This is a genomic window from Cyclobacterium roseum (assembly GCF_010119225.1).
GTDB classification, from domain to species: domain Bacteria; phylum Bacteroidota; class Bacteroidia; order Cytophagales; family Cyclobacteriaceae; genus Cyclobacterium; species Cyclobacterium roseum.
Genome location: NZ_WNKF01000015.1, coordinates 1 through 12,986, shown reverse-complemented (window position 1 = coordinate 12,986; position 12,986 = coordinate 1). Strand labels below are relative to the sequence as shown.

The 12,986-nt window shown below is 49.0% G+C and carries 12 protein-coding genes; 2 read left to right on the top strand and 10 right to left on the bottom strand.

The genetic code is table 11. From position 1 onward, the window contains the following. Positions 1 to 3: 3 nt before the first annotated feature. The 4 genes from GJQ68_RS17810 to lpdA all read right to left on the bottom strand — a co-directional run bounded on the left by GJQ68_RS17810 (position 4) and on the right by lpdA (position 3,360). Positions 4 to 453, bottom strand: a complete 450-nt coding sequence (locus tag GJQ68_RS17810) for a DUF2721 domain-containing protein (protein WP_162418652.1) — start codon at positions 451 to 453, stop codon at positions 4 to 6. A gap of 95 nt (positions 454 to 548) precedes the next feature. Next, a complete protein-coding gene (locus GJQ68_RS17805) occupies positions 549 to 1,370 on the bottom strand; it encodes an anti-sigma factor (RefSeq protein WP_162418651.1) in 822 nt (273 codons plus the stop codon). Next, positions 1,370 to 1,903: an RNA polymerase sigma factor gene (locus GJQ68_RS17800; RefSeq protein WP_162418650.1), complete on the bottom strand. Its 534-nt coding sequence runs from the start codon at positions 1,901 to 1,903 to the stop codon at positions 1,370 to 1,372. The genes GJQ68_RS17805 and GJQ68_RS17800 overlap by 1 nt, the downstream gene beginning before the upstream one ends. A gap of 59 nt (positions 1,904 to 1,962) precedes the next feature. Further along, positions 1,963 to 3,360 (bottom strand): dihydrolipoyl dehydrogenase, encoded by a 1,398-nt coding sequence (lpdA, locus tag GJQ68_RS17795; protein WP_162418649.1) that lies wholly within the window; start codon positions 3,358 to 3,360, stop codon positions 1,963 to 1,965. 47 nt (positions 3,361 to 3,407) lie between these two features. On the opposite strand from lpdA, the gene GJQ68_RS23560 reads away from it, so the two are divergent. Both GJQ68_RS23560 and fabG read left to right on the top strand, forming a co-directional pair. Continuing rightward, positions 3,408 to 3,536 (top strand): hypothetical protein, encoded by a 129-nt coding sequence (locus tag GJQ68_RS23560; RefSeq protein WP_262888122.1) that lies wholly within the window; start codon positions 3,408 to 3,410, stop codon positions 3,534 to 3,536. 42 nt (positions 3,537 to 3,578) lie between these two features. Beyond that, the gene (gene fabG, locus GJQ68_RS17790) at positions 3,579 to 4,325 is read left to right on the top strand and encodes a 3-oxoacyl-[acyl-carrier-protein] reductase (RefSeq protein WP_162418648.1); all 747 of its coding nucleotides are present in this window, start codon (positions 3,579 to 3,581) and stop codon (positions 4,323 to 4,325) included. A gap of 703 nt (positions 4,326 to 5,028) precedes the next feature. On the opposite strand, the gene GJQ68_RS17785 is transcribed toward fabG, so the two are convergent. From GJQ68_RS17785 to GJQ68_RS17760, 6 genes are all read right to left on the bottom strand, one after another. Further along, a complete protein-coding gene (locus GJQ68_RS17785; protein WP_162418647.1) occupies positions 5,029 to 6,945 on the bottom strand; it encodes a polysaccharide biosynthesis protein in 1,917 nt (638 codons plus the stop codon). 156 nt (positions 6,946 to 7,101) lie between these two features. Continuing rightward, a complete protein-coding gene (locus tag GJQ68_RS17780; protein WP_162418646.1) occupies positions 7,102 to 8,661 on the bottom strand; it encodes a capsule assembly Wzi family protein in 1,560 nt (519 codons plus the stop codon). Positions 8,662 to 9,078: 417 nt separating this feature from the next. Then, positions 9,079 to 9,696: an acetyltransferase gene (locus GJQ68_RS17775; protein ID WP_162418645.1), complete on the bottom strand. Its 618-nt coding sequence runs from the start codon at positions 9,694 to 9,696 to the stop codon at positions 9,079 to 9,081. 20 nt (positions 9,697 to 9,716) lie between these two features. Further along, positions 9,717 to 10,319, bottom strand: coding sequence for a sugar transferase (locus GJQ68_RS17770; RefSeq protein WP_317174455.1), 603 nt, complete (start codon positions 10,317 to 10,319; stop codon positions 9,717 to 9,719). 2 nt (positions 10,320 to 10,321) lie between these two features. Next, the gene (locus GJQ68_RS17765; RefSeq protein ID WP_162418643.1) at positions 10,322 to 11,488 is read right to left on the bottom strand and encodes a DegT/DnrJ/EryC1/StrS family aminotransferase; all 1,167 of its coding nucleotides are present in this window, start codon (positions 11,486 to 11,488) and stop codon (positions 10,322 to 10,324) included. Between the two features lie 226 nt (positions 11,489 to 11,714). After that, complete coding sequence (locus GJQ68_RS17760) at positions 11,715 to 12,689, bottom strand: MraY family glycosyltransferase (RefSeq protein WP_235941725.1); 975 nt, start codon at positions 12,687 to 12,689, stop codon at positions 11,715 to 11,717. Between the last annotated feature and the right edge of the window lie 297 nt (positions 12,690 to 12,986).

The window sequence follows — 12,986 nt, the reverse complement described above, 5'->3', positions numbered from 1 at the left end:
GTTTTAGTCTTTTTTGGTAAAGAATTGATCCAGTCCCGAGCCGGTCTTCCTACTGAGAACATCTTCCATGTCCAGCAGTTCCAGGTTCAACGCGTTGGTGGATATTTGTAGTTCAAGCAGGGAAATGGCCAGTGAAACCAGCAGGCAGAGCATGCTGCCCATAAATACCCAATTGGCGGCAGTGATGAATTCCTGGTACAGCAAGAACATGCAAATCACACAAAGTAAAAAGCTTAAGACGCCGAAAATCTGCATGTTTTTAATCATGTTCAGTCGCTTTCTCAGGTTTTTGATTTGCCCAATCAGCACCTTTTCCTGTCCGCTGTTTTCCAGGTATTTTTTATGAAGCCCCCGAATCAGGTTTGCCATGGCCAGAAAGCGGTTGGTATAGGCAAGCATCAACAGGGTAATGGCTGAAAAAAGCAGGCCCGGGGTAGATAATTGTAATTCCATGGGTGGGGTTCAAAAGGTTCCGCTTACAAGTTAAAACAAAATAAAAACCCCATCAAGATTCGACGGGGTCTCTGCAATTATTTTTACGTATCCGATCAGGAAATTTCTCCCAGCACCACTAGTTTTTCGAGGGTAGGACTCTCACTGCCTCCTTTGGGCTCGATGGTAATGGCAAAGGCCTGTGCGTCTCCGGCAGCCTGCATGGATTGCAGGTTTAACTTTGCCTCCGGATCAACCAATCCAATTCCCACCGGACCATCCTCTCCAATGGCCCAAAGTTGGTAATCGCTGTTCTCGTCCAGCTCGGCCAGTTGATTTACAGACAGGAACACTTCGCTGCTTTCCCTGTCCCAGAAGACGTCTACCCGGGCATCTTCCTGCATGGGAAGTCCTTCCCCTTTCATGGGGACCCGGTCAAAATTACCGGAAAGTAACTGTTTGGTATCCGCATCCAACTGATCCAATCTAAATTCGGTACGTTGGAGGTTTTCGGCCAGGGAAGCGTTCTGCTCCAATACCAGCAAAACGCGCTCTTCCGCATCATAGTAGCGGTACCCAAAGTATGCCGCAGCACCAATTGCTATTACGGCAGTCAGGGAAGCGGCAACGGCAAACGGTTTCCATGGGTTCGCTGCGGGATACAACTTCACTTCCTTCTCCAGGTACTTATCGGAAGGGCCTGCGGATTCCCGTTCCGCATCCAGGCTGGCAAAAATCTTATTCTTCACCGAAGGGGATGGCTCCGGACCTGATGCCTGGTCGAAGGCAAACATGGCCGCTTCAATTTCCTCAATCTCCTGTTGGATTTCGGGGTACTTTTTGGCCATGGACAACACCTCTTGCTGCTCTGTTTCGTTGAGGTCTCCCAAAACGAAGAGTTCCAATTTACCGGACGATATGTAGGCTTGGATATCCACTAGATTTTATCAGCTTTCTTTTTTAATACCTGTAGGGCCGAGCGAACCCGGGATTTTACCGTTCCCAGGGGAATGGCATGCGCTTCTGCCACTTCCGTATGCGTATACCCCTTAAAGTAAATGCACTCCATAACCAGCCGCTGCTCTTCATTCAAATCTTCCATAAGTTCTCTGACCCCGATTCCATCTACGGCTGCTGCCGTTCCGGATTCGCTTTCCATTCCATATACGTAATCATCGATGGTATTGGTCTTGCTACTTTTTGAAAATTCTTTGGACCGGGTTTTATCTATGGCTGCATTCCGGCAAATATTGGCCATCCAGGTATACAAGCGTCCTTTGGATTCATCGTAAGAACCGATCTTTTTGGTGATTTTGAGAAAGGCATCGTGAAACACCTCCTCGGCCAGCTCCTGATCGAAAATAATCCGACGGATGATGCCATACAGCGCCCTGGAATATTTCTCGTATAAATATTCCTGCACCTGTCGGTCACTGACCTGTAACCCCTTTATTAAATCCTGTTCTTCCAAAAAAACGTTATCCGTAGGTGGTAGTTAATCATTTTTGAATGCCGGCATTGAACCTGTTTTTACAGGTGGATCACCTCTCCATAGGCGGCCGCTGCGGCCTCCATCACTGCCTCTGACATCGTAGGGTGAGGGTGCACGGTTTTGATCAATTCGTGTCCGGTGGTCTCCAGTTTGCGGATGGCGACGATTTCGGCTATCATTTCGGTGACGTTGGAACCGATCATGTGAGCTCCCAGCAACTCTCCATATTTGGCATCAAAAATCAATTTCACGAACCCATCTTTGGCACCGGCGGCAGATGCTTTGCCGGAAGCTGAAAAGGGGAATTTACCAATTTTCAATTCGTACCCGGCTTCTTTTGCCTTTGCTTCCGTATAGCCTACGGATGAAATTTCCGGAATGCAGTAGGTACAACCTGGGATATTGTTATAATCCAGGGGTTGGGGATTTTGACCGGCAATTTTCTCCACGCAGATGATCCCTTCTGCGGAGGCCACGTGGGCCAAAGCAGGACCGGCTACCACGTCTCCAATCGCATAATAGCCAGGCATATTGGTGTTGTAATACTCATCCACCTTGATCTTGCCCTTATCCACCAAAATCCCTACGTCTTCCAGACCACAATTTTCTACGTTGGATACCACGCCTACGGCGGATAATACCAGGTCGCAATCAATTTTTTCTTCTCCTTTTTTGGTTTTGACGGTCACCTTGCAACCAGAACCTTTGGTATCCACCTGGGTCACTTCGGCACTGGTCATGATTTCAATGCCCTTTTTCTTATATATTTTTTCCAGTGCTTTGGACACTTCCTCGTCTTCGTTCGGAACGATGCGGTCCAAAAATTCCACGATGGTCACCTCCACCCCGATGGAACGGTACACGTAGGCAAATTCCACTCCAATGGCTCCGGAGCCTACCACAACCATCTTTTTAGGCATTTTATCCAGGGTCATCGCTTTGCGATACCCCACAATCTTCTTGTTGTCAATCTTCAATGCCGGCAATTCCTTGGACCTGCCACCGGTAGCAACGATGATGTGGTCTGCGCTGTATTCGGTTTTCTTTCCGTCCTTGTCTTCTACTTCAACTTTTTTTCCGGGTTTCACTTTTCCCCAGCCCAAAAGCTGCTCGATTTTATTTTTCTTCATCAAAAACTGCACGCCTTTGCTCATACCGTGGGCAACGTCGCGGCTTCTTTTGATCATGTCTTCAAAATTGACACTGGCCTTGTCTACAGAGATTCCATAATCGGCTGCATGGTTGATGTATTCAAATACCTGGGCACTCTTGATCAGGGCTTTGGTAGGGATACAACCCCAATTGAGGCAAATTCCTCCGAGTTCCTCTGCTTCCACCACGGCCACTTTCAGCCCCAGTTGTGAGGCCCGGATCGCTGCTACATAACCTCCTGGGCCGGTGCCCAGTACGATGACATCAAATTTTGTTGAAGACATATGATTCGATTTTGTTTTCTTTTTTGCTATGCAAATTTATAATAATAATGTTCAGAAAAAAATTTGGTTTTGATAATCAAAGCCGACAGAAACGCAATGATAACATAGAACAGAACAAAAATGCCAAAGAAGGCAAAAGCATTATTTGGGAGCTCCTTTCCGATGTTTTGGAATAAATACCTATTTTTGAAAAAGAAATAAACATAAAAATTTTGAATATGGGATTACTTACAGGAAAAAAGGCCCTGGTAACCGGGGCTTCCAAAGGCATTGGAAGGGCCATTGCCATTCGCTTCGCCGAAGAAGGGGCAGACGTGGCCTTTACTTTTTTGTCCAGTGTGGAAAAAGGTGAAGCACTGGAAAAGGAACTGGCGACCTACGGGATCAAGGCCAAGGGGTTTCGCTCCGATGCTTCTGATTTTCAGGCAGCAGAGCAACTTATTGCCGATGTCGTTTCCGAATTTGGTGGACTGGATATTCTGGTCAATAACGCCGGAATCACACGGGATAACCTGCTGATGCGCATGAGCGAAGAAAACTGGGATGAGGTCATTAACATCAACCTGAAGTCCTGTTTCAATACCGTAAAAGCCGCTACCCGCACCATGATGAAGGCCAAATCCGGCTCCATTATCAACATCACCTCCGTGGTGGGTATTAAAGGAAATGCCGGGCAAGCCAACTACGCGGCCTCCAAGGCGGGAATCATCGGATTCACCAAATCCGTGGCCTTGGAGCTGGGATCGCGAAATATCCGCTGCAATGCAATTGCCCCCGGTTTTATTGAAACGGAAATGACAGCCGTACTGGACGAAAAGACCGTTCAGGGCTGGCGGGATGCCATTCCCATGAAACGAGGCGGCAAGCCGGAAGAAGTCGCGGATGCCTGTGTCTTCCTGGGCTCGGATAGGAGCAAGTACATTTCCGGACAGACCCTTCAGGTCAATGGTGCCATGCTTACCTGATGGCACCCAAACGCTAATTAATAACGATTAAACCCAAAATAGCCATGCCCTTCCCGACCTTTCTGTTTCGGATATTTTTCGAAACAAGCCTAATCCATACTTGCTACTCTATGCCTGATGGGCCTGACTGACACTGGCCGTAGCACTTGACGTAGCAAACGAGAGCTATGCGCCTAAAGCTGCCAGGGCTTGGTGAGGAGCCGGACTATCCGACATTTGTAATGTCAAACCACAGCTGAACAGTATTGGCAATCCTGATTGTGGGATCGTTTTGGGGGTGGTGAGGACGTTATCGGGATTACAAATCTCTTTTATCTGTCCTCGAAATTGCAAATCCCGAGGAGCACTAGCTGTTCGATATTTGCAAGGTCGAACCACAGATGAACAGGATTGGCAATCCTGGTTACGGAATCGTTTCGGGGGTGATGGGGACGGTATGGGGATTACAAATCCCCCTTATCTGTCCTCGGAATTGCAAATCCCGAGGAGCCCTGAGTCCGGGCTGTTCGATAGTTGCCCTGTGGGATGAAAGCGGAACAGGGTTAGCGATCCTGGTTGCGGAATCGTTTCGGGGATGAGGGGAACGGTATGGGGATTGCAAATCCCGAGGAGCCCTGAGTCCGGGGATGATGAGGACGTTATCGGGATTGCAAATCCCTTTTATCTGCACCACGTTATTGCAAATCACGCGGTGCGGGAGAAATTATTTCTCCACTTTCTGCCCATCCAGAACTTCAAAGCGGGACATTTTGCTGATGTATTCGGGGACCATTTTTTTCATGTGCAACACCAGCTGCATTTCATCTTCGGGATCAAATAAGGTTTCAAACAATCGCATTTTTCTTTTGATTTCCTGAAAGTTGCCGGGGCGGACCAGGGCTATTTTTATCTTGGGATGGTGGGTTTCAACGGACTGTTCTCCGGAATCCAATACTTCCTCGTACAACTTTTCTCCGGGCCGCAATCCCGTAATTTCTATGTCGATGTCCACACCGGGCTTTTTACCACTGAGGTAAATCATTTTTCTTGCCAGATCAATGATCCTGATCGGTTCACCCATGTCAAAAACAAAAATCTCACCTCCCTTACCCATGGCTCCTGCCTCCAATACCAAGTCACAGGCCTCGGGTATGGTCATGAAATATCGCGTAACGTCGGGGTCAGTGACCGTCAAAGGTCCTCCATTTTTAATCTGCCGTTTGAACAAGGGAATGACAGAACCGTTTGATCCCAATACATTTCCAAAGCGGGTAGTGATAAAGGCTGTACCTGATTTGTGTTCCTCCTTTTGAGATTTGTCCAGGGATTGTACATACATCTCAGCCAACCTTTTGCTGGCCCCCATCACATTGGTGGGATTTACGGCCTTGTCTGTGCTGACCATGACCATTTTTTTTACGCCATAGGCCACCGCACAATCCGCCACATTTTTTGTGCCCAGGAGATTACACTGAACGGCTTTGACCGGATACTTTTCCATCATGGGCACATGTTTTAACGCCGCGGCATGGAAAACAAAATCGGGCTTGTAAACCTCAAACACCTTTTTGAGCCCTTCCAGGTTGGTCACATCCTCCAAAATGGCATGAAGCGGCAGCTCTTTGAATTCATTCTGGATAAATACCTCCTGATCATGCAGGGGAGATTCGGCCATATCCAGCAAGACCAAAACCTCCGGAGCGCACCTGGCTATCTGTTTGGACAATTCACTTCCTATGGATCCGGCGGCCCCTGTGACCAGCACCCGCTTGCCTGATATCAGCGCGGAAACCCTGCTGTTTTTCAGACATATGGATTCCCTACCGAGCAAATCCTCTATTTTTACATCTCTAAGTGCCCCGGGACTAAGGTTCCCCCCTATCCACTGGTTTACCGGAGGTATCGTCATCGCATGGATATCCAACCGGATGCAGGCATCAATGATTTCCCGCTTTCGTCTGGGCGGGAGGTCAATGATGGCGATGATCAATTCTTCCAGCTCATATCTTTCCGCCAGGTCCGCCAATTCGTCAACGTTACCGAACACGGGCAATCCCTCAAAATACTTGCCTTTCTTCCGGGGGTCATCATCCAAAAAACCGTAGACCAGAAACTGGTACTGGCTGTCTTTGACCACGGCCCGGTAGGTAATGCTTCCCGCCTCACCTGCTCCATAGATCAGTATTTTTTTCTTTGGCAAATCCATCCCTTTGAGCTTGTTTTTTCTGAAAAAATCCTTTACCAGCAGGCGGTAGGTAATCAGGAAGAACAAAGCGAGTACTCCGCCGATGATCAGCACAGCAAAGGGTACCACCCTGCCCCCACCATATAGCATCACCTTTAACAAATTAAGAACCGACACCGCCAATACCGTAAAGCCAACTGTACGCAGGATTAACATCCCATCCATGATACCGGTATGACGCACGATTCCGGTATAACTTTTTGTCTGAAACATTACAAAAAGGCCAATTAAAACAAACGTGAGGGTTCCCTGAAAAACCTGCAGGTCAGCCATCCGTAACCAATCGAAATTGGTAGCGAGGAAATAGGCAAAGAAAATGGATACGAAAAGAATAATACTATCAAGACAAGCGATAAGCCACCTGGGTAGAATGCTGATTTTTTTCGAAAAAAACATGAATAAAAACTTATGGTTAGGAGCTGCCAATAAATATATACCAAAGATAATGGTTTTTCACCTTACAAAAAAGCCAAACTTATTCTTTGAAAAATACTTTCTCAAAATGAATATAACATTCAGTAAAAGGCGCATACCTGGCTTTTGAATCGATTTTCACCAATGGTAAACCATTTGTACCTCCAAATTGAAATTAGAACGTAAGCCCGCTGCAGCCTGCCATTGGTAATGGTGGGAATGAATAAATTGCCCGGTAGCCGAAAAGTTGATGTTCGCCAATTTTCTTTCCCATAACAAGGCCAGGGCCAAATCGGTCCAGGGCTCCAAATCTGCATTTGCACCTGCTGCCGCATAATAAAAATCCTCATTTCGGGCCACCCGCTCCATTCGTATTCCCGTTTTTTTCCAGCCCTGTACATAGGCCAATTCCAAGGTTTGCATATTGGTACCGGAACCCAGGCCCACTCCCAGCGGCTCTCCCCTATGGGTAAATCCGCGAAGCCTGGAATGGCCGTGCCAGGTAAGGCCGGCGTTCCCGGAATAGCGGACCAGGCGGTTGATGGATTCCTGCTGCTGAGTCATCTCGCCACGGATTTGAAAATGTCCTTTTTCCAGGGTCCATAGTTTGGAAAATCCCAGCAAATAAGCCCGGGCATGTTCGGGATTGAGGATAAACTCCCGCCAATTCAATGCATGGTCCCGCCGTCCATATTCAAAATAAAGCTCTGATTGTGCCTGTGGCAACACCCACCTACCAAACACGGCTACCTGCTGGTCCCATTCCCCATTGGCATTGGTAAATCCGTAATTTTCCTTGATCAGGGGCATGATTACCGGCATCAGCGCCCTGAAGCCTGCCGGCCGATCCTGGTTATGGATCTGAAAAGTCCGCGAAAAACCCAATGACAAACCATTGATCCACTTGGGAGAGTAGGCAAGGATCAGTGCATTCAGGTAGCGCGGATCTTCCCGGTGCGGCCGGTAAAATTGCTGATTGAGTGCCTCCACCTGCAAGGGAGCATAAGCGGTGCTGGCCAGCCTACCCACCAATACCTGTCCTTCAAAGGTTCCCAAAAAGGTGGGCAGCGGTGCCCTGGTACCCAGGCTCAGGTGAGGAAACCCCGGAGCATGATGACTGAAAATAAGCGACTGAAACTGTCCCGGACCCCACCAGATATTGCTGGTACTGAGGCTTAATTCCCATTTGCGCCAGTGCGCGGCCAGTTTGGATTGCCCCCAGCCCAGGCGAAACAGCATTCCCTTACCAAAACGCTCCGGATAGTTGAGTGTATTGGGATAACGGAAATACCTGCGGTTGGTGGCCAGTCCGTAGCTATCCGGAAATCCCTCATAGGTGGTGTTTCCAGCCAAAACCAATTCCGGTTGAAAGCGGAATTCCAGCCAATTTTTACGGAATAGCAGCCCGGGATTTAACCAGAGCTGGGGTCCTCTGGCGGGTACCTTCAGGTAAGGATAGTAGCCATAGGGCCTGCTGGCGGAATGGCCCAGGGATGCCCTTACCGGTAACCATTTCCAATTTTCCCTGATTTCCTTTCCGGGAGCCAGGCTATCACCTTCCATCAGCTCCGCAAGTGGTAAATCAAAGGGACGGATCAGGTAACTGGCCCGGTGGTCTCCCTTGCCCAGGAGCTGCATTCTCCTGCCGGCTTCTTCCAGCATGGGCTCACCGGCAAAAACCTGGGCCTGCAAGGTCATGTGGTTTACACAAAGAAAGAGGATTGTAAAAAAGAGGGTTCGTAGCATTTGAGCCGAAAGATAAACTTTTTTACAAAAAAAATAGGAAAGAATGGCAATCTTATGGCTCGCCACCCGGCACCGCGCTGTTCGAAATTTGCAATGTCGAATCACAGATGAGCAGGATTGGCAATCCTGGTTGCGGAATCGTTTTGGGAAATTGGAGACGTTTCGGGGATTGCAAATCCCCTTTATCTGTCCTCAGGATACTTGCTGTTCGACATTTGCAATGTCGAATCACAGATGAGCAGGATTTGTAATCCTGGTTGCGGAATCGTTTTGGGAAATTGGAGACGTTTCGGGGATTGCAAATCCCCTTTATCTGTCATCGGAATTGCAAATCCCGAGGAGCGGGCCCCCCTTTATCTGTCCTCGGGATTACAAATCCCGAGGAGCGGGGTCCCGAGGAGCGGTACGCAAGCCATTTCCAATCCAGGTGCTGCCATCGGGTACGTTGCGGGTGACTACTGATCCGGCACCTATTTTGGCCCAGGACCCGATTTGGATGCCCGGCAAAACCGTACTGCCAGCACCAATCAGGGTTCCCTCCCCCACACGGACCCCTCCGCAGAGGATGGCTCCGGGAGCGATGTGTGCAAAATCCGAAATCCTGCAATCGTGGTCGATGGAAGCCGCCGTATTGACGATGACCTGCCTGCCCAACCAGCTGTCCACTTTCACCAGGCACCTTTCCATCACTACCGTGCCTGCTCCCATCGCAGCCCGCTTGCTGAAAATAGCGGAATTATGGATCAGGCGGCCAAAATCCGCCCTTTCCCGGTACCGCAGGTAAACCTTTTGGCGTGCGCTATTGTCTCCTATGGCTATCAATAAGGGATGATCAAAAATAAAATGATCGGGAACAGGCCCAAGCACCGGAAACTCCATCAGTCGGGTTAAGTGGGTATTGTCATCAAAGACACCATGCACCCGGTCCTCCGGGCCTAGCAGGTCAATGATTACTTTCCCATGGCCGGATGCTCCAAAGATATACATGTAATCAGAAAATTTTTGGTTCAGGCACTTTGCCGCTTTCCGCGGAATGGTGCTACCGAAAGGCTTCCTTCCGGATAAATATATTCCTTTCGGATCAGCGGCCTGATGGTCAGGTACAGGATTTTTATATCCAACAGAAAACAGCGATTCCGTACATACCAGGTATCATAGCGGAACTTTTCTTCCCAACTCAGCATGTTGCGGCCTTTGATCTGGGCGATACCGGTGATGCCCGGTAGGACTTCATGGCGGCGGTTTTGTTCTTCAGAATAGAGGGGGAGGTATTCCGGCAGCAGGGGCCGGGGCCCCACCAAACTCATTTCTCCCCGGAGCACACAATACAATTGCGGCAATTCATCCAGCGAACTTTGCCTTAACCAGCTGCCAACCTCGGTCATCCGTTCTTCATCGCTCAATAGTTTTCCCGACAGGTCCCGGGCTTCGGACATGGTGCGGAATTTCAGCAAGGCAAAGGGCCTGCCAGACCTGCCGGTACGGGTTTGCGTAAAAAACACCGGCCCCTCCTCTTTCAACCAGAGCAGAACCACCAAGGCTGCCATCAGCGGAGAAAGCACCGTCAACAGTACCAGGGCTACTAAAAAATCAAAGATTCGTTTTCCCACTTTCACGACAGTTTATCTGACACCTTCATGATGTCCTTGTGCAACAAAAAAACCACATCCAATACCCGGTCCATTTCTTCCTCCGTCAGGCCTGTGCTACTCGGAAGGCAGATGCCCTGAGAGAAAAGGGCCGAAGAGACACCTGTTCCAAAGAAGGGCGTGTTTTTATATAGGGGCTGCAGGTGCATGGGTTTCCACAATAACCTGGATTCGATTTCCTGATCCTGCAGGCTAATCATCAACTCCCTGGAAGAAAACCCTGCCAGAAGGGGGTCTATTACCATGGTGGTGAGCCAGCGGTTGGAGAAAAAACCTGCTGGTTCCTTCAAAAAGTGGATACCTGGGAGTTCCTGCAGGAATTGCTGGTACCTCCGGAAGATGGCCCTTCTTTTTTGGATCCGCTCCTCCAGGCTGTCGAGCTGCGCCAGACCGATCCCAGCAGAAATATTGTTCATTTTATAATTGAATCCCAATTCGGAATGCTCGTAATGGGGAAAATCCAGCTTTGCCTGAGTTGAAAGGTAGCTGGCTTTTTTGGCCAGAAATCGGTTGTCGGTAAGTAAGGCTCCTCCACTTCCGGTGGTGATGATCTTGTTGCCGTTGAAAGAAAAAATGCCCAAATCTCCAAATGTTCCGGCATACTGTCCCCCAATACGGGATCCTACCGCCTCTGCTGCATCTTCAATCACGGGTATTTGGTACCGTTGGCTGATGTCCCTGATTCGGGGCCAGTTGGCCGGCATGCCGAAAAGGTTGACTACCACGATGGCCTTGGGCTTTTTTCCCATTCGAAGCCGCTCCTGAATCGTTCGTTCCAGGGTATCCGGACACATGTTCCATGTTTCCCTTTCACTGTCCACCAGTAGGGGTTGGGCTCCCAGGTAAAGAATGGGATTGGTAGAGGCAATAAATGTAAAACTCTGGCAGAGCACCTCGTCTCCAGGTCCTACCCCCAGCAGGTGCAAGGCCAGATGAATAGCGGAAGTACCGGAATTGATGGCCACTACATGGGAAGCCTCAAACTTCCTGGACAATCCCAGCTCGAATGCGGTAATAAACCTGCCATGAGTAGCGATTTGCCCTTCTTCCATGGCCGCCATGACATGCTTTATTTCTGCACCCTGAAATTCCGGAAAAGACAGGTAAATTCTTTCTTTACATTTTTCCATTACTTCCCTGTAATTCGATACTACTTGCTAAAGATATAAATATTTGCAGAAAAATTAAATGATATTCCTTCCAGGTAAAGCAAATTTAACCCCCCATAATTCTTAAAAATCGGATAATTTTTTCACCAAAAAAATCAAGTACTTTTTCTTATGGGCTTGTGGCATTTTCCTGATAATTAAAACTATTTGATCCGTATAAGGCGGTTGGATCTCAGGAATTTTTTTTTCAATATTTTTTACGTTTTTTTTTAATTAGCCAATGCCGGAATCCCAAATAGCCCGATATCATCACCAAAACAAAGATCATGGCAGCGAACCAATGAAAGGTTTCCAGGCCTATACCATAGACCCATATCCCGTTGATCATCAACTGCAGTCCGGCATAGGCCAGGGAGACCTGCACATGGGGAATACCTGCCTCATTGGCCAGGTACTGGTAGAGGTGGCTGCGGTGGGGTTGGAAGATATTTTCCCTTCGGTAAAGACGCAGCAAGAGGGTGATCACGGCATCCAGGCCATATATGGTAAAGAAAAACAGGTACGCCGGATTACCTGTAAGGATAATTAGCTTGATCATCAGGTAGCCCAGCACCATGGCCATGCTGACAGAGCCGACGTCCCCGGCAAAACAGCGGGCTTTTTTCCGCACATTGAACCAGGCAAAGGCAAGGCAAGCCAGTGCCAGCAGCAGGAGCAGTTGCCTTTCCCCTGCCATTTCCGGAACCAGGGCAAAACTCCCCAGGGCTACCAGCGCGTAGAGCACGGTAATCCCATTGATGCCATCCATAAAATTAAACAGGTTGGTCCAGCCGATCAGCATGAAAAACAGCAGGGGTATCCAGACTCCCAGGTGGGTGCCCTGCCCCAGGTCCAGCAGCAGCAGTGCAGTGGCCAGGAAGTGAGCGCTGATGCGCGGCAATTGATGCAGGGGACGGATATCGTCCCACATGCTGATCCCACCGACCAGCAGTATGGCCAGCGCCAGTGGCCAGGAGGCTGCCCCCGTCAGCCAGGCCAGGATCACTGCCAGGACGAACACCATGCCCCCACCACGGATGGTACTTTGGGTATGGGAGGAGCGTTCATTGGGTTTGTCAATGATCCGGTAGCGTTCGGCCAGGCGAAAATAGAGGAGCAATGCGCCCAGAAAAAAAAGGAAGGCAATCAGGTAGTACATGGCTGTAAAAAAGGGTTCTGGCAAAGGTAATTAATTATTATTTATTTTAAAGAGGCATTTGGGGAAGACTGAGAGACGAAGAGACTTAGAGAGGGGGAGACTCAGTGACTGGGGGACGGATGGAACGTACAGGAATTTTTTAGTCACCAAGGGCACAAAGGGATGTTGTGAGGATGTGGTGATTTGATGATGGTGCGATGGTTTAATTGTTTAACTGATTAACTGAAAATCAATTAATCCAAGCCCCGACGGGGTGAAATATCACTAGCCCCGGGTAAGCCGACAAGGGAGGCGCAGCCCGGGGTAGTCGCGGTCTTGCGC

Excerpts from the sequence above, each read along its gene's own strand:
- GJQ68_RS17810 (WP_162418652.1), bottom strand. The coding sequence starts at position 453 with ATGGAATTACAATTATCTACCCCGGGCCTGCTTTTTTCAGCCATTACC.
- lpdA (WP_162418649.1), bottom strand. The coding sequence starts at position 3,360 with ATGTCTTCAACAAAATTTGATGTCATCGTACTGGGCACCGGCCCAGGA.
- GJQ68_RS23560 (WP_262888122.1), top strand. The coding sequence starts at position 3,408 with ATGTTCAGAAAAAAATTTGGTTTTGATAATCAAAGCCGACAGAAACGC.
- fabG (WP_162418648.1), top strand. The coding sequence starts at position 3,579 with ATGGGATTACTTACAGGAAAAAAGGCCCTGGTAACCGGGGCTTCCAAA.
- GJQ68_RS17785 (WP_162418647.1), bottom strand. The coding sequence starts at position 6,945 with ATGTTTTTTTCGAAAAAAATCAGCATTCTACCCAGGTGGCTTATCGCT.
- GJQ68_RS17780 (WP_162418646.1), bottom strand. The coding sequence starts at position 8,661 with ATGACCTTGCAGGCCCAGGTTTTTGCCGGTGAGCCCATGCTGGAAGAA.
- GJQ68_RS17775 (WP_162418645.1), bottom strand. The coding sequence starts at position 9,696 with ATGTATATCTTTGGAGCATCCGGCCATGGGAAAGTAATCATTGACCTG.
- GJQ68_RS17765 (WP_162418643.1), bottom strand. The coding sequence starts at position 11,488 with ATGGAAAAATGTAAAGAAAGAATTTACCTGTCTTTTCCGGAATTTCAG.